Source organism: Allosphingosinicella sp. (assembly GCF_046295735.1).
GTDB lineage: Bacteria > Pseudomonadota > Alphaproteobacteria > Sphingomonadales > Sphingomonadaceae > Allosphingosinicella.
On the sequence record NZ_JBKBMQ010000012.1, the window covers coordinates 66,716 to 84,055 of the forward strand.

General features: G+C 68.8%; 15 protein-coding genes. 8 read left to right on the forward strand and 7 right to left on the reverse strand.

Annotated features, from left to right (window positions below; translation table 11 throughout):
* Positions 1 to 12: 12 nt before the first annotated feature.
* Positions 13 to 3,189 (reverse strand): intermembrane phospholipid transport protein YdbH family protein, encoded by a 3,177-nt coding sequence (locus ACK4K7_RS12225; protein WP_431866354.1) that lies wholly within the window; start codon positions 3,187 to 3,189, stop codon positions 13 to 15.
* Positions 3,190 to 3,367: 178 nt separating this feature from the next.
* On the opposite strand from ACK4K7_RS12225, the gene radC reads away from it, so the two are divergent.
* Positions 3,368 to 4,030 (forward strand): RadC family protein, encoded by a 663-nt coding sequence (radC, locus tag ACK4K7_RS12230; RefSeq protein WP_431866356.1) that lies wholly within the window; start codon positions 3,368 to 3,370, stop codon positions 4,028 to 4,030.
* Between the two features lie 37 nt (positions 4,031 to 4,067).
* On the opposite strand, the gene ACK4K7_RS12235 is transcribed toward radC, so the two are convergent.
* The gene (locus ACK4K7_RS12235; RefSeq protein ID WP_431866358.1) at positions 4,068 to 4,574 is read right to left on the reverse strand and encodes a hypothetical protein; all 507 of its coding nucleotides are present in this window, start codon (positions 4,572 to 4,574) and stop codon (positions 4,068 to 4,070) included.
* A gap of 136 nt (positions 4,575 to 4,710) precedes the next feature.
* On the opposite strand from ACK4K7_RS12235, the gene purB reads away from it, so the two are divergent.
* From purB to ACK4K7_RS12250, 3 genes are read left to right on the forward strand one after another with little or no spacing between them, the layout of a single operon-like run.
* On the forward strand, positions 4,711 to 6,024 hold the full coding sequence (gene purB, locus ACK4K7_RS12240) for an adenylosuccinate lyase (RefSeq protein ID WP_431866359.1): 1,314 nt from the start codon (positions 4,711 to 4,713) through the stop codon (positions 6,022 to 6,024).
* Positions 6,021 to 6,593: a biliverdin-producing heme oxygenase gene (locus ACK4K7_RS12245; RefSeq protein WP_431866361.1), complete on the forward strand. Its 573-nt coding sequence runs from the start codon at positions 6,021 to 6,023 to the stop codon at positions 6,591 to 6,593. The genes purB and ACK4K7_RS12245 overlap by 4 nt, the downstream gene beginning before the upstream one ends.
* Positions 6,563 to 9,136, forward strand: coding sequence for an HWE histidine kinase domain-containing protein (locus tag ACK4K7_RS12250; protein WP_431866363.1), 2,574 nt, complete (start codon positions 6,563 to 6,565; stop codon positions 9,134 to 9,136). The genes ACK4K7_RS12245 and ACK4K7_RS12250 overlap by 31 nt, the downstream gene beginning before the upstream one ends.
* A gap of 70 nt (positions 9,137 to 9,206) precedes the next feature.
* On the opposite strand, the gene ACK4K7_RS12255 is transcribed toward ACK4K7_RS12250, so the two are convergent.
* The 3 genes from ACK4K7_RS12255 to ACK4K7_RS12265 form a co-directional block, all read right to left on the reverse strand.
* A complete protein-coding gene (locus tag ACK4K7_RS12255; protein WP_431866364.1) occupies positions 9,207 to 9,731 on the reverse strand; it encodes a hypothetical protein in 525 nt (174 codons plus the stop codon).
* Between the two features lie 138 nt (positions 9,732 to 9,869).
* Entirely contained in the window at positions 9,870 to 10,379 is a 510-nt protein-coding gene (locus tag ACK4K7_RS12260; RefSeq protein WP_431866366.1) for a vgr related protein, read from the reverse strand.
* Positions 10,363 to 10,827 (reverse strand): copper chaperone PCu(A)C, encoded by a 465-nt coding sequence (locus tag ACK4K7_RS12265; RefSeq protein WP_431866368.1) that lies wholly within the window; start codon positions 10,825 to 10,827, stop codon positions 10,363 to 10,365. Before ACK4K7_RS12265 ends, ACK4K7_RS12260 begins: the two co-directional genes overlap by 17 nt.
* A 141-nt stretch (positions 10,828 to 10,968) precedes the next feature.
* Between ACK4K7_RS12265 and dnaK the strand changes: the two genes are divergently transcribed.
* Positions 10,969 to 12,894: a molecular chaperone DnaK gene (gene dnaK / locus ACK4K7_RS12270; RefSeq protein WP_431866370.1), complete on the forward strand. Its 1,926-nt coding sequence runs from the start codon at positions 10,969 to 10,971 to the stop codon at positions 12,892 to 12,894.
* Between the two features lie 122 nt (positions 12,895 to 13,016).
* Positions 13,017 to 14,150, forward strand: a complete 1,134-nt coding sequence (dnaJ, locus tag ACK4K7_RS12275) for a molecular chaperone DnaJ (protein ID WP_431866372.1) — start codon at positions 13,017 to 13,019, stop codon at positions 14,148 to 14,150.
* Between the two features lie 36 nt (positions 14,151 to 14,186).
* Here the strand turns inward: dnaJ and grpE are convergent, their stop codons facing one another.
* Complete coding sequence (gene grpE / locus ACK4K7_RS12280) at positions 14,187 to 14,738, reverse strand: nucleotide exchange factor GrpE (protein ID WP_431866374.1); 552 nt, start codon at positions 14,736 to 14,738, stop codon at positions 14,187 to 14,189.
* Positions 14,735 to 15,778, reverse strand: coding sequence for a heat-inducible transcriptional repressor HrcA (gene hrcA / locus ACK4K7_RS12285; RefSeq protein WP_431866376.1), 1,044 nt, complete (start codon positions 15,776 to 15,778; stop codon positions 14,735 to 14,737). Before hrcA ends, grpE begins: the two co-directional genes overlap by 4 nt.
* 105 nt (positions 15,779 to 15,883) lie before the next feature.
* On the opposite strand from hrcA, the gene rph reads away from it, so the two are divergent.
* Positions 15,884 to 16,612 (forward strand): ribonuclease PH, encoded by a 729-nt coding sequence (rph, locus tag ACK4K7_RS12290; protein ID WP_431866378.1) that lies wholly within the window; start codon positions 15,884 to 15,886, stop codon positions 16,610 to 16,612.
* Entirely contained in the window at positions 16,609 to 17,256 is a 648-nt protein-coding gene (rdgB, locus tag ACK4K7_RS12295; RefSeq protein ID WP_431866380.1) for an RdgB/HAM1 family non-canonical purine NTP pyrophosphatase, read from the forward strand. Before rph ends, rdgB begins: the two co-directional genes overlap by 4 nt.
* Positions 17,257 to 17,340: the final 84 nt, after the last annotated feature.

Genomic DNA, 17,340 nt, shown 5'->3' on the forward strand with positions numbered 1-17,340 from the left:
ATATCGGCCTCTTCATGGCTCATTCTCGCTTTCGTCACGCTGAACGTTGGACACGGTGGTGGGAAGGTCGCGAAGCTCCGGCGGCAGCACCGGCTGGATCAGCAGGCTGGGATCGTCGAACGAGCGCGCGGTGCCGATCAGCGCCCGGAAGGGACCCTGGATGCGCACGTTGAAGCGGAACGGCAGCCGCGCCAGCTGCGACAGCGCGCGCCGCGCGACGAGACCGGTGATGCCGCCGCCGGCCGGCGCCGCGAGCTCCGGATCGCGGGCGATGCCGTCGAGCTGGATGCGGGTCAGGAACTCGCCGTCCAGCGCGCCGTCCAGCTCGATCACCAGCCGCGAATAGCGCAGCGATTTCAGCGCGTCGAAGGCCAGCTTGCCCCAGGTGCCGAGATCGCGGTCGGTGAGCTCGCCGATATAGGACAGGGTGCCGCCCGGCGCCCGCGCCTCGAGCCGCCCGCCGACGATCCGGCCGCCGCGTATGTCGAACTCCATCGGAATGACGCCGTCGAACGTGCCGGTGGCGGCGATGTTGCCGAATTCCATCTGCTGGATGAAATTGGGCGCCTGAAGGCCGATGACGCGGAAGGTCAGGCGGTGGGTGGAGGGCTGGCTGAAGTCGAGCACCGTCTCCTCGAGCAGCAGCTCGCCGCCCGCGAACGGCCAGCGCCCCGCCTCGATCCGGACATGGCTGTCGGGCAGGAGCTGGTAGCGGATGCGGCCGTCGAACACGTCGATGCCGGTGCGGACGACGCCCACTTCGGCGATCTGTCCGGGCGCGCTGACGAGGCCGAGAAGATCGGTGAACTCGATCTCGGTCGTCAGCCCCTCGACCGGGCCGAACGGGGCGGCGAGGTTCATGCCCCGGGTGCGGAAGCGGCCGGTGCTGCGGGTGAAATCGGGACCCCATTCCACCCTGCCCCGCCCGGTGACGGTGCCGTCAACCAGGGCGACCACGCCGACGGTGAGCGGGGTGATGTCGTCCGGCTGGAACCCCTCGCCGAAGGTGAGGCCCGGCACGTCGAGCACCGCTTCGCCGCGTTCGGTCGACAGATCGTGGCGCACGGTCGCCTCGGTCACCAGCGTCCCGCTGTCCGGGTGGCGCAGGCCGGCGGTGGCGCGAATCAAATCGTCGGCCAAGGTCAGCCGAAAATCGTTGCTGACAAGGGGAAGGAAACGCGGCGGATCGGCTTCGTCGGAAACGCGCTGACTGCCCTCCATCGCGAGGTCGCCGCCGCGCAGCCGCCAGGCGCCCTCCCCGTCCGAGAAGACCAGCGGCACGCCGGCCAGCCGGGCGGACAGGCTGCGGTAGCGCCCCGCCGCGCCGCCGCCACCGAAGCGGGCGGTGAGCGCGGCGGCTTCGAAACGGTTAACCCAGGGTTCGCGGCCGAGGTCCACCGCCAGGTTGGTGGCGTCAAGATCCGGACCCGCAATGTCGAAGCGCAGCGAATCGGCCGCGATGGCGATCGGCGTGCCGGCGAGCGTCCCCGCGAAACGCGGCGCGGCGATGCGGCCGGCGCCGCGTACGGTGCCCCCCGGAGCCCGAAAGATGAGACCGCGCCCTTCCGGGCAGACCGGCAGGCGCGCCGGGCCCAGCGCCAGTCCGTCGAGGCGCAGCCGCTCGAAGCGGGCGGGAACGCATGCCGGATTGAGGACGAAGCCGCCGGCGCCGAAGCGCGCGTCGACGGGAAGGCTGAGCCCTTCGACCGTGCCGCCACCGAACGGCCCGGACATCGTCGCATGGGTGAGGAGGCGGGTGCTGCCGTCCGGGCCGGCGTCGAAACGCAGCTCTCCCAGCTCCAGCCGCGCCCCGCCGGCGGCGAAGGGGGCGATCCGGCCGACTCCGCTCACCGGGCCGCCGGGGCGGGGCTGCCGGACCCGGAAGCGCGCGTCGGGAAGCCCGCCGCCGGCGACCGCGAACAGCCCCTCGGTCTGCAGCGTGCCCGACGGCCAGTAATAAGTGAGCCCCTGCGCGCCTTCGATTCCGAACCTTGCGCCGCTGCCGCTGACGCCGCGCAGCCGCTCGAACCGAACCGCGCCATAATCGGGTCCGTTGACCAGAGTGACGTTGGCCCGCACGTCGGACCCGGCCGCGCCCGCCCGCTCCACCGCGTCCGCCAGCGCACGCCCGACCGGATCGAGCGGAGTCCCGCCCAGCCCGCGAAGGACGCCGGTGGCGGGGGCGAGAAGCGACGGCCGCGGCACCACCCCGGCGACCGCGCTATCGCCGAGGAAGCTCAACGTCCCGCGTGCCGTCGAGAAGGCATAGCGCCCGCGCAGCCGGGTCCGGCCGGATCGGAAATAGTCGGTCAGGGTGTGCGCCGCGGCCGCGTCGATCTCGCCGCGGGTCATCCGGCCGTCGCCTTCGAAGCTCAGCCGCCCGGTGAAGGCGGCCAGCGCCTGCGGACCGGCACGGACAGCGACGCTGCGCATGTCGGCCGATCCGTTCCAGCCGTCGAACCCCTCGGTCAGCGTCAGATCGAGACCCAGATGCGGCCCGATCACCTCGAAGGTGCGGCCGCAGCCTCCCTCTTCCGCCTGTAGCGGACCGCGAATGGTGGGCCGCTCGCGCTCGACATGTACCGCCACCGACGCGCGCGGCGCGACCAGACGGCAGGCGCCGAAATCGAGCTGCCGGGACACCGCGGCCACCCGCCCGCGAAATCCGTCGGCGAGATTGCCGCGCCCGCTGATGCCGATCCCGACGGCGCCCGAAGGCGTCTCCAGCAACACGCCCGAATCGGCGAGATCGACGTTGAGATCGGGCAGGCGGAACGGCTCATCGGTGGGCGGCGGCCGCAATTTGTCCACCTCTCCCAGCGACACCCGCCCGTCGACGATCCGGGCGCGCATCCGCACGCCGCGGGCCGTGATCTTCTCGACGCTCGGGTCGAACAGGCCGATCCGCGTCTCGATCTCGATCCAGTCGGCGGTGAGGTCGGGATCGGCGGGATTACCGAGCACCACATTCTGAAGCCGCTGGCGGCGGAAGCCGATATTGGTGACGTCGTAGGTCGCCTGGACGCCGCGCCGGCGCAATTCGCGGTCGATATAATCATCGGCGATCCGGATCCGCTGGGTCCAGACGATCAGCAGGACGAGGAGGATGAGCAGCAGCAGCGCCAGGAGGGCGCGCGGCCATCTCCGCCGCCGCCGGCGCTCCGTCGCTCCCGCTTCTTCCTCTTCCACTGAATATGCGCCTATCGGAAACCGATCCCGGGGGCAGCCGGCGAATTTCGGAACATGAAGCGCTCAACCTCCATCAGCGGCCGGCGTTCCGCTCCCGTCACGGTCACGCGCCGACCGACCGTTTGCCTAAGGCCATGGCAAAGCTTAATCCACGCTTATGGGGGACTCGCAAGAGGACATGAGCGGACACCGGGCGCGGCTGCGGCGGCGGCTGTTCGAAGGCGGGCCCGACGCGCTGCTCGATCATGAGCTGGTCGAATATCTGCTCGGCCTCGCTCTGCCGCGCCGCGACACCAAACCGCTCGCCAAGAAGCTGATCCGGGAATTCGGAGGATTCGGCGCCCTGCTGTCGGCCGACGCGGAGACGATCTCCCGCGCCTCCGATCTCAGCGAAGGCGCCGTGGCGGCGCTCAAGGTTGCGCAGGCTGCGGCGCTCCGGCTGATGCAGGAGGATGTGAAGGACCGGCCGGTGCTCGGCTCCTGGCAGGCTTTGCTCGATTATCTGCACGCGCGCATGGCGCACAATCCGATCGAAAGCGTGCGGGTGCTGTTCCTCAATTCCAAGAACGTCCTCATCCGCGACGAGCAGATGTGGGAGGGATCGGTCGACGAATCGGCGGTCTACATCCGGGAAGTGATGCGCCGCGCGCTCGATTGCCACGCGACCGCGATCATCATCGTCCACAACCATCCGAGCGGCGACCCGAGCCCCAGCGCCCAGGACATCCGCATCACCCGCGACCTCGCCGAAGCCGGAAGGCATCTGCGCATCACCCTTCACGACCATATCATCGTCGGCGCCGCCGGCCATGCGAGCCTGAGGTCGCTGGGCCTGATCTGAGCCGGGACGCCTCGCGACCTCGGTTCAGAAGAAGAGTTCAGCTCCCTGCCCGTCGCTCGGCCATTTCCAGCCGCTTGAGCTGCGCGGGCGAGAGCCGGTCCCGGTAGGGAGCAAGGAGGCGTACGTATTCGGCATAGCGCTGCTCGGCCCAGAGCGGCGCCGCGTCGGAGAGCAGCTGCTGCATCTGCGCGAGGTTCCACCCAAGCTCGTTGCTCCGCTTCCGCTCGGCTTCGAATCCGCGGGCCCAGTCGCCGGCCGAAAAGACCTCCAATTCCCGTTGAAGATCGGCCGGCACCCCGGTCCATCGGGTCGACGCGGTGATCCGCAGAACCACGCCATATTCGTCCGCCGCCGCGCGAAGCATCCGCCGGAACAGCTGGACCGGATCCGATCCCGGGGTTCGCGGCCCCGTCAGCGCGCCGGCATCTTCATCCCAGCTCACCTCCATCGCCGCGCGGTAGATGAAGGTGAAGCGCGTGGCGGCCGGCCGGACGCGCAAACCGCCTTGGTCGAGGGTGACTTCGATGATCGGCTCTATCCGCATGAGCGCACGGTAATCGCGGTCCCAGGGCGCTTCAACGCGGCGAAGCGCTTCGCCCTCCCCCCGCCCGCGGCAGCGGGCCGATTGATGGGCGGTGCTTGTTTTGCTACCGGGCCGCCTTTCCCTGCCAGGAGCGCCCATGATCCCCCGCTACGCCCGCGCCCGGATGACCGCCATCTGGGAGCCGGAGATGAAATTCCGCATCTGGTTCGAAATCGAGGCGCATGCGCTCGAGGCGATGGCGGAGCTCGGCACGGTGCCGCGGGAGGCCGCGAGCCGGGTGTGGGACTGGTGGGCGACCGGGCCCAGGATCGACGTCGCCGCGATCGACGCGATCGAGGCGGTGGTGAAGCACGACGTGATCGCCTTCCTCACTTGGGTGGCGGAGCAGGTCGGGCCGGAGGCGCGGTTCCTGCATCAGGGCATGACCAGTTCCGACGTGCTCGACACCTGCCTGGCCGTCCAGCTCGCCCGCGCGTCCGACATCCTGCTCGCCGATCTCGACGAACTGCTGGCCGTGCTGAAGCGCCGCGCCTTCGAGCACAAGCTGACGCCGACGATCGGCCGCAGCCACGGCATCCATGCCGAGCCGGTGACGTTCGGCCTCAAGATGGCGCAGGCTTACGCCGAATTCGCCCGCAACCGCGATCGGCTGGCCGCGGCACGGGCGGACGTCGCCACCTGCGCCATCTCCGGCGCGGTCGGCACCTTCGCCAATATCGATCCGCGCGTCGAAGCCTATGTCGCGGAGAAGATGGGGCTGACGGTCGAGCCGGTGTCGACCCAGGTGATCCCGCGCGACCGCCACGCGATGTTCTTCGCCACGCTCGGCGTCATCGCCTCGTCCGTTGAGCGGCTGGCGACCGAGGTTCGCCACCTGCAGCGCACCGAAGTGCTGGAGGCGGAGGAATATTTCTCGCCCGGCCAGAAAGGCTCGTCGGCCATGCCGCACAAGCGCAACCCGGTGCTGACGGAGAATCTGACGGGCCTCGCGCGCATGGTGCGCGGCTATGCGCTGCCGGCGATGGAGAATGTCGCGCTGTGGCACGAGCGCGACATCAGCCACAGCTCGGTCGAGCGCTATATCGGCCCCGACGCCACGGTGACGCTCGACTTCGCCCTCGCGCGGCTCACCGGCGTCATGGACAAGCTGCTCGTCTATCCGGAGCGGATGGGCAAGAATCTCGATCGGATGGGCGGCCTCGTCCATTCGCAGCGGGTGCTGCTCGCCCTGACCCAAGCCGGCGCGAGCCGCGAGGACGCCTACAGGCTGGTCCAGCGCAACGCGATGAAGGTGTGGGAGTCGGACGGCGCGCTGTCGCTGCTGGACCTGCTGAAGGCCGATCCCGAAGTGACCGCCCTGCTTTCGGAGCAGGAGATCGCCGAGCGCTTCGACCTCGATTATCATCTGAAGCACGTCGATACGATCTTCGACCGCGTCTTCGGCGGGTGAAGGCGCGCGCGGCCCTCAAGGCGGCGACCGCCGAGGACCATGGCCGGGTCGACGCGCTGTTCGCGCGGCTCGATCTCGCCGGGCTCGACGACTACCGGACCTTCCTGTGCGCGCAGGCGGCGGCCTTCCTCCCGATCGAGGTGGCGCTCGATGCCGCCGGAGCGGCGACTGTGTTCGACGACTGGCCGGGCAGGCGGCGGGCGGACTTGCTGCGCGCCGACCTCGACCAACTCGGCGCGCCGCCGCTACCCCCGATCGCCGCACCGCCGCTCGGCGATCCGGCGGAGATTGCGGGCGCGGTCTACGTGCTTGAAGGCTCCCGCCTCGGCGGCGCGTTCCTGAAGCGCGCTCTGCCCCCGACGGCCCCCCGGCGCTTCCTCGATGCGCCGCAGCCGCCCGGAAGTTGGCGGAAGCTGCTGGAAAAACTCGAAACTCTGCTTTACCGATCCGAACAACTCGACTCTGCCGCGCGATCGGCGCGTCGGACATTCGCCAGGTTCGAAGCCGCGGGCCGACACTATCTGGAGACCGATCAAGCGTGCGTGAAGGCTATCCACGGGTCGACCTGACCAACTGCGACAAGGAACCAATTCACATTCTGGGCGCGATCCAGCCGATCGGTTTCCTGATCGCGCTGACGGCGGATTGGCTGATCGCCCGCGTCTCGCGCAACATCGGCGCCTTCTTTCCCGGCGCCGAGCCGGAGGCGCTGATCGGGCGCCCGGCGGACGAGCTGATCGGACGCGCCGCCATCCACTCGCTGCGCAACCGCCTGGCGATCCTGCGCGGCCCCGACGCGGTCGAGCGGATCTTCGGATGCACGCTCATCGACGGCAGCGACCCGTTCGACGTCGCGCTCCACATGTCGGGCGGCCAGATCGTGATCGAGGCGGAGCCGGGATCGTCCGAACATGCCGACGCCGCCGGCACTGTGCGCTCGATGATCACGCGCCTGGACCAGACGCCGGACATGACCGCCTTCTTCAATGAGGGCGTGCGGCAGATCCGGGCGCTGTCGGGCTTCGACCGGGTGATGGTCTACCGTTTCGCGCCGGACGGATCGGGCGAAGTGATCGCCGAGAGCGCGCGCTCGGGCATCGGCTCCTTCCTCGGCCTCCATTATCCGGCCAGCGACATCCCCGCCCAGGCGCGGGAGCTCTACCGCCGCAACCTGCTACGGGTGATCACCGACGTGAATGCGGAGCAGGTGCCGATCCATCCGCAGCTCGACGAACAGGGGCGGCCGCTCGACCTGTCGATGGCGACGCTGCGCGCCGTCTCGCCCATCCACATCGAATATCTGCGCAACATGGGGGTGGAATCCTCCATGTCGATCTCAATCGTGGTGGAGGGGCGGCTGTGGGGCCTGTTCGCCTGCCACCACCACAGCCCGCGCTGCAACAGCTTCGAGCGCCGCTCGGTCGCGGAGCTGTTCGCGCAGATGTTCTCGATGCGCCTCGAAAGCCGGGAGCGGCAGGAGACGGTGGAGTTCGAACGGCGCGCCCGCGACATATCGGACCAGCTGCTCGGCGCCGTCGCGTCCGACGAGACGCTGCTCAACGATCCCGACTGGCTGAGCGACATCCTGACCCGCACCATCCCCGCCGACGGGGTGGGCGTGTGGATCAACGGCAATTACGCCTTTTCCGGAATGACGCCCGAGGCGGCGGACTTCGCGCGGATCGTCGGCGCCCTCAACGGCACCGCCGCCGGCACCGTCTACGCCACCGACTGCATCGCCGATCTGGTGCCGGATGCCGGCGGCTTCGCGTCGCACGCCGCCGGCCTGCTCGCGATCCCGATCTCGCGGGCGCCGCGGGACTATGTCGTCCTGTTCCGGCAGGAGCTGGTGCGGTCGGTCCGCTGGGGCGGCGATCCCTACAAGCCGGTCGAATATGGCCCGAACGGCCCGCGCCTGACGCCGCGCCAGAGCTTCGAGGAGTGGAAGGAACTTGTCGAAGGGCGCTCACGCCCGTTCACGCCGTCCGAGCTGCGGGTGGCGGAAACGCTGCGCGCGACCCTGATCGAGGTGGTGCTGCGCCTCGCCGACGAGGCGAGCGCCGAGCGGCAGCAGGCGAACGAGCGGCAGGAGCTGCTGATCGCCGAACTGAACCACCGCGTGCGCAACATCCTGGGCGTCATCCGCGGGCTCATCCGCCAGTCGAAGCCGGAGCAAGGGAGCAGCGTCGAGGATTTCGTAGCGCTGGTGGACGGCCGCATTCACGCGCTCGCCCGCGCGCACAACCAGATCACCGACGATCATTGGGGTCCCGCGCCGTTCCGGTCGCTGATCGATGCCGAGGCCGCGGCCTTCCTCGCCGACGAGCAAGAACGGGTGTCGATCGCCGGTCCGCGCGTCCTCCTCAATCCCTCGGCGTACTCTACGATGGCGCTGGTGGTGCACGAGCTCGTCACCAATTCCTCGAAATATGGCAGTCTGTCCGACGGCGGGCGGGTCGAGGTCGACTGGCGCTTCGACGGGGATGGCGACCTTCTCGTCCGCTGGCGCGAACGCGGCGGGCCGCCGGTCAAGCCGCCCACCCGCAAGGGCTTCGGCACCACGATCATCGACCGGTCCATTCCCTACGATCTGGGCGGCGAGGCACGTATCGACTATCCCCCGGAGGGGGTGGAGGCCCGGTTTCGCATTCCCGCCCGCCACGTCTCGGAGGCGCGCGACCAGAGCGGTCCTGCGATCACCTTCCCGCAGCCGCCGCCAACGCCGTCGCGGACCCGGCCGCGGCAGGTGCTCGCCGGCAAGGAAGTGCTGCTGGTCGAGGACAGCCTGATCATCGCGCTCGACGCGGAAGACATCCTCTCCCGGCTCGGCGCGCGCAGCGTGTCGCCCGCGGCCAACGTCAACCAGGCGCTCCAGATCCTCGCGTCCGAGCGGCCGGAACTGGCGATGCTGGACATCAACCTTGGCGATCACAACAGCTTCGCGATCGCCGACCGGCTGAAGGAACTGGATATCCCGTTCCTGTTCGCCACCGGCTACGGCGAGCAGGCCCAGCTTCCGCCCGCCCATGAGGACCGGCGCGTCCTCCAGAAACCCTACACCGTCGAGAATGTCGCGAGGGCGGTGGCGCAAGTGGTCGGCGCGGCCGTCTAGCTCGGAAGGAGCGAAGGCCCCGCGCCGCAGCGGGGCGCGAGACCTTCAACTGTGCTGGCTGCCGGGAGGATCAGCGGGGATCGACCCTGCGTTCGCCGCTGGCGTGGCCGGTCCAGGCCTCGGTCGGGCCGGTGTCGCCCATCCCGCCGGAGCCGAGGCCGCCCGAGCCGCCCTGTCCTCCGACCACGGTCTGACCGAGCGAAGTGGCGGGTCCCATCACCCTGCCTTCGCGCGCATCGGCACCGATCATCGCCTGGAAATCCCGTTCCTGCTGACGGGTCCAGTGCGCCGGCACGTTCTGCTGATGCTCCTGGAACATCGCCCGTTCCTGAGCGGTCCACTGGTCGTGCGGCCGCGTCAGCTGCTGCTGGAAGGCGGTGCGCTGGTCGGCGCTCCAGTGGGCCGGTGGGTGCATCATGTGATCGCGATAGAGATCGCGCTGGGCCTGCGTCCAATGACCGGGATATTGGAACTGCAGCTGCGCCTGCGCCTGCGCGCCATGCGCCTGATGTTGGGCAGTTCCCGCCTGTGGGGTGGCGGCATAGGCCGAGCTGCCAAAGGCGAGCGCCGCTGCCGCAATGATATAGGTTTTCATGATTGTTCTCCGTCCGTGATGGGGGCCACTAATTGGCCACATGCACCCTCAACGAACGGAATTACATGTCTTTCCAATTGTTTCGCATATGCAGTTATTATCATAGGTAAAAAATGATCTACTTGCATCTGACATGAACTAGCAAGCAACATCAGGAGAATTACTTCTGAACTCCAGCGGAAGAACGGCTTCGAGGGCGGCGAGGGGCGGCGCGTTCGGGACCGGGTGGCCGCGCCGCAAGAGGAAGACGTGGCGAACGATCTCCGCCTGCTGCTCGAGGCCGTAGCGCTCCAGCGGCCAGCCGGGACGGTGGACGTAGCGGTAGCGGCAGAAGGGATGGCGCATCAGCGCGAGATACCATCGCCCCCGCCGCTGCGCCTGCCAGACATGGACGAGTTCATGCACGAACAGCCCCTGGAGGCCCGGCCGGGCTTCGGCATAATCGTCGCGCCACAGCGCGCTGCGCGGATGGATCCAGATATGGCCGTCCGGCGCCATCACAGTGTCGACGGGCTGGAAGGGAAACCAGCGGCGGCGGTTCACCGTGACGGCGTCATAGTCGATCGCCGCGCCGAAGACGGTGCGGGCGAGCGCGACCTCGCCCGGCGTCAGCGCGCGGGGCACCGCCGGATCAATGGCCGTGGCCATCCTCGCCCGCGGCGCGCACTTCGGCCTGGACGTCGACCGGCGGCGCGCCCTCGAAGGTGAAGGTCAAGGCGATCCGGCCGCCGGGGCGCACGCCGTCGGCGACGCCGAACAGCATCGCGTGCGCGCCGCCCGGCTCGAAGGAGAGTTCGCGGCCCTGCGGGATCACCGCGTCGTCGAGCGGCACCATCCGCATGACGCCGTCTTCCATGCGCGTGTCGTGGAGTTCCACCCGCTCGGCATCGCCGCTCTGGACGCGTACAAGCCGTATGTCGGCATTGTAGGCGCGCAAGGTGAAATAGCCGGCGGCCGGCCGGCCCGGCACCGCGGGGAGGCGCACCCAGGCCTCCTCCACCTCGACCACGGGCTCGCCCGTGGCGGGACGGTCGCAACCGGCGAGCGACAGCGTCAACGCGGCGGCGGCGGCAAAGCAGGTGACTCGCATGTCCATCCTCCCAATCTCGCCAGCGCCTTAGCCGCGAGCGGCTTCTTGTAGCAATCCGAACCGCTCCTATATCGCCAGCGAAACGCTTCCGCGCGCCTGATCCAGGGCGCGGCGGCGAGGTATCTTTTTGGGGCACAAGAGGGTTTTATGGCTAAGGTAATCGGTATCGATCTCGGCACCACCAACAGCTGCGTCGCCGTCATGGAAGGGGGGCAGCCCAAGGTCGTCGAAAATGCCGAAGGCGCGCGCACGACGCCTTCGATCGTCGCTTTCGCCAAGGACGGGGAGCGGCTGGTGGGTCAGCCGGCCAAGCGCCAGGCGGTGACCAATCCCGACAATACCGTTTTCGCGGTGAAGCGCCTGATCGGCCGCCGCTTCGACGATCCGGTGACCAAGAAGGACACCGAGCTGGTGCCCTACACCATTTCGCGCGGCCCCAATGGCGATGCCTGGGTGCAGGCCGGCGGCAAGGACTATTCGCCCTCGCAGATTTCCGCCTTCATCCTGCAGAAGATGAAGGAAACCGCCGAGGCCTATCTCGGCGAGAACGTCACCCAGGCGGTGATCACCGTTCCCGCTTATTTCAACGACGCGCAGCGTCAGGCGACCAAGGACGCCGGCCAGATCGCGGGTCTTGAAGTGCTGCGCATCATCAACGAGCCGACCGCGGCCGCCCTCGCCTACGGGCTCGACAAGCAGGACGGCAAGACGATCGCCGTCTACGATCTCGGCGGCGGCACCTTCGACATCTCCATCCTGGAGATCGGCGACGGCGTGTTCGAGGTGAAGGCGACCAACGGCGACACCTTCCTGGGCGGCGAGGACTTCGACGCCAAGCTGGTCGAATTCCTGGCCGACGACTTCAAGAAGGCGGAAGGCATCGATCTCAGGAACGACCGCCTCGCGCTGCAGCGCCTGAAGGAAGCGGCCGAAAAGGCGAAGATCGAGCTGTCGTCGGCCCAGACGACCGAGGTCAACCTGCCCTTCATCACCGCCGACCAGAACGGCCCGAAGCATCTCGTGAAGTCGATTAGCCGCGCCGATCTCGAACGTCTGGTCGACAGCCTCATCCAGCGCACGCTGGAGCCCTGCCGCAAGGCGCTGGCCGATGCCGGCGTCAAGGCCGACCAGATCGACGAGGTCGTCCTCGTCGGCGGGATGACCCGCATGCCCAAGGTCCGCCAGGTGGTGAAGGACTTCTTCGGCAAGGAACCGCATACCGGCGTCAATCCGGACGAAGTGGTCGCGATGGGCGCCGCCATCCAGGCCGGCGTGCTGCAGGGCGACGTCAAGGACGTGCTGCTGCTCGACGTCACGCCGCTGTCGCTCGGCATCGAGACGCTGGGCGGCGTCTTCACCCGGATGATCGACCGCAACACGACCATCCCGACCAAGAAGAGCCAGACCTATTCGACCGCCGAGGACAATCAGAACGCGGTGACGATCCGCGTCTTCCAGGGCGAGCGCGAGATGGCGGCCGACAACAAGCTGCTCGGCCAGTTCGATCTGGTCGGCATCCCGCCGGCCCCGCGCGGCGTGCCGCAGATCGAGGTCACCTTCGACATCGACGCCAACGGCATCGTCAACGTGTCGGCCAAGGACAAGGGCACCGGCAAGGAGCAGCAGATTCGCATCCAGGCCTCCGGCGGCCTCAGCGACGCAGACATCGAGAAGATGGTCCGCGACGCCGAGCAGTTCGCCGAGGAGGACAAGAAGCGCCGCGCTTCGGCCGAGGCGAAGAACAATGCCGAAAGCCTCATCCACACGACCGAGCGTCAGCTCGCCGAGCATGGCGACAAGGTCGACGCGTCGCTGAAGTCCGAGATCCAGTCGGCCATCGACGAGGCGAAGCAGGCCGTAGAGGGCGGTGACGTCGACACGATCAACGCCAAGGCCCAGGCGCTCGGCCAGGCGGCGATGAAGCTCGGCCAGGCGATCTACGAGAAGGAGCAGGCGGCGTCTGCCGGCGCGGCCGGCGCCGATGCCGGGACCGCTCAGGGCGGCGAGACCGGCGGCGACGAGGAAGTCGTCGACGCCGAATTCTCGGAAGTCGACGAAGAGCCGAAGGCGTAGGATCATGTGGAATGCCGTCATCCCGGCGGATGCCGGGATCTCAGGTCGGAAAGGCTCAGCCATTCTCCCTGGGACCCCGGCCTGCGCCGGGGTGACGCGTTCCCGCTTCGCGGAACTACGCCATGGTTGAGACCGATTTCTACGAGCTGCTCCAGGTCTCCCGCGAGGCCGACGAGCGCACGATCAAGAGCGCTTATCGACGGCTGGCGATGGAATGCCATCCGGACCGCAACGGCGGCTGCCCGGATGCCGAGGCGAAGTTCAAGGCGATCAACGAGGCCTATGACTGTCTGAAGGACCCGCAGAAGCGCGCGGCCTACGACCGGTTCGGCCACGCCGGCGTGCGCAACGGCGGCGCCGGCGGCTTCGGCGGCGCGCAGGATTTCGGTTCCTTCTCCGACATTTTCGAGAACATCTTCGGCGAGTTCATGAACGGCGGTCACGGCGACCCCCGTTCCAACGCGCTGCGCGGTTCGGACCTGCGCTACGACCTCGAGATCCGGCTGGAAGACGCCTATGGCGGCCGGCAGGTGGAGCTGCAGATCGACAGCACGGTCCAGTGCCGCCCCTGCGGCGGATCGGGCGCGAAAGCCGGCACGGCGGCGCGCGGCTGCACGATGTGCGGCGGCCGCGGGAAGGTCCGGGCGAGCCAGGGCTTCTTCGTCGTCGAACGCACCTGCCCCGGCTGCCGCGGGATGGGCGAGGTCATCGCCGATCCGTGCGACAGCTGCCGCGGCGAGGGCCGCGTCGAGAAACGCAAGTCGCTGCAGGTCAACATCCCGCCCGGCGTGGACGAAGGCACCCGCATCCGTCTGTCCGGCGAAGGCGAGGCCGGGGTGCGCGGCGGCCCGGCGGGCGACCTCTACATCTTCATCCACCTCGCGCGGCACGACATCTTCCAGCGCGACGGGACCACCCTGTTCGCCCGCTGCCCGATCAGCTTCACGACCGCGGCGCTTGGCGGCAGCATCGAAGTGCCCGGCCTCGACCGCCAGAAGCACGAGGTGCGGATCCCGGCCGGCATCCAATCCGGCAAGCAGATCAAGGTGCGCGGCGCCGGCATGCCGGTCCTGAACGGGCGCGGCATGGGCGACATGGTGATCCAGCTTGAAGTCGAGACGCCGACCAGGCTCACCGCCCGGCAGAAGGAATTGCTGGAGGAATTCCGCGCCACCGAAACCGGCGACGAATGCCCCGCCTCCAAGGGCTTCTTCCAGAAACTGAAGGCGGCTTGGGAAGGCCTGACCGACGGCTAGGCTCTCTCCCGCGCCGGGCGCGGGAGAGAGGCGTCATCAGCCTTTTCTGGCGACGCCGACCAGCGCGGGCCGCAGCAGCCGGTCCTTGATCATGTAGCCGGACTGCAATTCCTGGACGATCGTGCCGGGCTCAGCCTCGTCGCTCGGAACCTCGATCATCGCCTGGTGGCGGTTGGGATCGAGCGGCTTGCCGAGCGCTTCCACGCGGCTGATGCCGTGGCGCTGGAACACGCTCTCGAGCTCGCGACCGGTCGCCTCGATGCCGGCGACGAGGCCCTTCATCCGCTCGTCTTCCTTGAGCTCGTCCGGAATGGCGGCGAGCGCGCGCTCCAGATTGTCCTTCACCGACAGCATGTCGCGGGCAAAGCCGGTCGCCGCATAGGTCGCGGCATTCTGCTTCTCCTGCTCGAGCCGACGGCGCACGTTCTGCGTCTCGGCCTGGGCGTAGAGCGCCTGCTGACGCGCCTCCTCGAGCGCGCTCTCGAGCTCGGCGACGCGGCCGTCGCCGGCCTCTTCCGCCTGCTCCTCGACGATCGCCTCCTCGGCGCCGTCTTCGCGTTCGTCCTGCAAATTCTCGTTCTCGTTCATGCCATCAATCTCGATAATGCCTGTGCTGTGAAGTCCACCATGGGCACGACCCTGGCGTAGTTCAACCGGGTGGGGCCGATCACACCGACCACCCCAACCACTTTGCCGTCGCCGCCGCGATAGGGGGCGGCGATAACCGACGATCCGGACAAAGCGAACAGCTTGTTTTCGGAACCGATGAAAATCTTCATGCCCTGGCCGGAACGGGCACGGTCGAGCAGGCGGGCAATCTCCTCCTTGCCCTCCAGCTCGTCGAGCAGCTGCCGCACGCGCTCCAGATCGTCGGCGGCCGCCTGGTCGAGCAGATTGGCCTGGCCGCGCACGATCAGCACCGGGCGCCGCGCCCCGTCCTCCGACCACACGGCCAGACCGCGGGCGACCAGTTCCTGGGCCGCCCGGTCGAGCGCCGCCTTGCCGGCGCGGATTTCCTCGACGAGCCGGCCCTGCGCTTCGCTCAAAGTGAGACCCGAAAGGCGCGCCGAGACGTAATTGCCGACTTCGGTGAGCGTCGCGGGCGAGATGCCGGGCGGCAGATCGACCACCCGGTTCTCCACGCTTCCGTCATTGCCGACCAGCACCGCCAGCGCCTGGACGGGCGAGATCTGCACGAAGGCGAACTGCCGCAGCACCGGCTCGCGCTTGGGCACCAGCACGATGCCGGCGCAGGCCGAAAGGCCGGACAGAGCGGCGGTGGCGGCGGCGAGCGCCTCCTCGATCGGGCCGCCGCGCTCCAGCCGTGCCTCGATCGCCGCCCGCTCCTCCTGGCTCGGCTGGGCGGCCTGCATCATGCCGTCGACGAACAGCCGCAGCCCTCCCTCCGTCGGCACGCGCCCGGCCGAGGTGTGGGGATGGCTGAGCAGCCCCATCTCCTCCAGATCCTGCATGACGTTGCGGATCGATGCCGGCGACAGGTTGACGGTCGGCAGCTTCGATATGGTGCGCGATCCCACCGGCAGACCGGTGTCCAGATAGGATTCGACCACCATTCGGAAGACGTCCCGCGCGCGTTCGCTCAGTTCGTGGATCGGTGCGTTCGTCATGGCGAAGATGTAGTCAGTCGCACGCGCGCCGTCACCCCGGCACCTTTTTCTGGCATGGCCGGGGGCGGAGGGCTAATGCGCGGGCCAACAAAGGAAAGGACTATCATGCGCCCATCCGGCCGCGCGCCCGACCAGATGCGGGCGATCCGCATCGAACCCGCTTTCACCCGCCATGCGGAGGGAAGCTGCCTGATCAGCTTCGGCGACACGCGGGTGCTGTGCACCGCGTCGGTCGAGACCTCCCTCCCCTCCTGGCTGCGCGGCAAGGGGCGGGGCTGGGTCACCGCCGAATATGGCATGCTGCCGCGCGCGACCCATACGCGCGGCCGGCGCGAGGCGGCGGGCGGCAAACAATCCGGCCGAACCCAGGAAATCCAGCGGCTGATCGGCCGCAGCTTGCGCGCCGTCGTCGATCTCCAGGCGCTCGGCGAGCGGCAGATCACATTGGACTGCGACGTCATCCAGGCCGACGGCGGCACCCGCACGGCGGCGATCTCCGGCGCCTGGGTGGCGCTCAGGATCGCGGTGGACCGGCTGCTCGCCGACCGGCTGATCGAAGCCGATCCGATCCGGTCGAAGGTCGCGGCGGTGAGCTGCGGCATCCATGCCGGCACGCCCGTGCTCGATCTCGATTATGCCGAGGATTCCTCGGCCGGGTCGGACGGCAATTTCGTGCTGACCGGCGAGGGCAATCTGGTCGAGGCCCAGGTCAGCGCCGAAGGCGAGGTGTTCGACGAGGAAGGATTGCTGCGCCTCCTCCGCCTCGCCCGCATCGGCTGCACCGAGATTTTCGCCGCGCAGGAAGCGGCCGTGAAGGAGGCGGCGGGACGATGATCAAGCTTGGACCGGGCCGGCTGGTGGTCGCCAGCCACAATGCGGGCAAGGTCCGCGAGATCAACGAACTGCTCGGGCCGCTCGGCATCGCGCCCGTGTCCGCGGCCGAGCTCGGCCTGCCGGAACCGGACGAGATCGGGACCACCTTCGCGGCCAATGCGGAGCTGAAGGCGCGGCAGGCGGCGGACCTGTCCGGCCTGCCGGCGATCGCCGACGACAGTGGACTGTGCGTCGAGGCGCTCGGCAACCGACCGGGCATCTTCTCGGCGCGCTGGGCGCTCGCCGCCGACCCGCGCGTCCCGCCGGCGGAGGGCCCCGGTTCGGCGGAGGGGCCGCGCGACTTCGGCCTCGCCATGCGCCGCGTTCAGGAGGAACTCAAGGCGCTCGGGCCCGAGGCGAGCCGCGACGCGCATTTCGTCTGCGCGCTCGCCGTCTGCTGGCCAGACGGCCGCAGCGAGCTGTTCGAAGGTCGGGTCGACGGCCAGCTGGTCTGGCCGCCGCGCGGCGACCGCGGCTTCGGCTACGATCCGATGTTCGTTCCGGCCGGCTACGACCTCACCTTCGGGGAAATGGACCCGGCCGATAAGCATGCGATCAGCCACCGCGCCGCCGCGTTCGCGAAGCTGGTGGCGGCGCTGGGGTGAACGGAGCCCTGCGTCATTCCGGCGAAAGCCGGAATCCCGTCTCTCCTTGGGAGGCGGCGGAAAGAAGGGAGATTCCGGCGTTCG

What these genes read in the sequence shown, in the direction of transcription:
- radC (WP_431866356.1), top strand. Translation starts at nt 3,368, where the DNA reads ATGAGCGGACACCGGGCGCGGCTGCGGCGGCGGCTGTTCGAAGGCGGG.
- ACK4K7_RS12235 (WP_431866358.1), bottom strand. Translation starts at nt 4,574, where the DNA reads ATGCGGATAGAGCCGATCATCGAAGTCACCCTCGACCAAGGCGGTTTG.
- purB (WP_431866359.1), top strand. Translation starts at nt 4,711, where the DNA reads ATGATCCCCCGCTACGCCCGCGCCCGGATGACCGCCATCTGGGAGCCG.
- ACK4K7_RS12255 (WP_431866364.1), bottom strand. Translation starts at nt 9,731, where the DNA reads ATGAAAACCTATATCATTGCGGCAGCGGCGCTCGCCTTTGGCAGCTCG.
- ACK4K7_RS12260 (WP_431866366.1), bottom strand. Translation starts at nt 10,379, where the DNA reads ATGGCCACGGCCATTGATCCGGCGGTGCCCCGCGCGCTGACGCCGGGC.
- ACK4K7_RS12265 (WP_431866368.1), bottom strand. Translation starts at nt 10,827, where the DNA reads ATGGACATGCGAGTCACCTGCTTTGCCGCCGCCGCCGCGTTGACGCTG.
- dnaK (WP_431866370.1), top strand. Translation starts at nt 10,969, where the DNA reads ATGGCTAAGGTAATCGGTATCGATCTCGGCACCACCAACAGCTGCGTC.
- dnaJ (WP_431866372.1), top strand. Translation starts at nt 13,017, where the DNA reads ATGGTTGAGACCGATTTCTACGAGCTGCTCCAGGTCTCCCGCGAGGCC.
- grpE (WP_431866374.1), bottom strand. Translation starts at nt 14,738, where the DNA reads ATGAACGAGAACGAGAATTTGCAGGACGAACGCGAAGACGGCGCCGAG.
- hrcA (WP_431866376.1), bottom strand. Translation starts at nt 15,778, where the DNA reads ATGACGAACGCACCGATCCACGAACTGAGCGAACGCGCGCGGGACGTC.
- rph (WP_431866378.1), top strand. Translation starts at nt 15,884, where the DNA reads ATGCGCCCATCCGGCCGCGCGCCCGACCAGATGCGGGCGATCCGCATC.
- rdgB (WP_431866380.1), top strand. Translation starts at nt 16,609, where the DNA reads ATGATCAAGCTTGGACCGGGCCGGCTGGTGGTCGCCAGCCACAATGCG.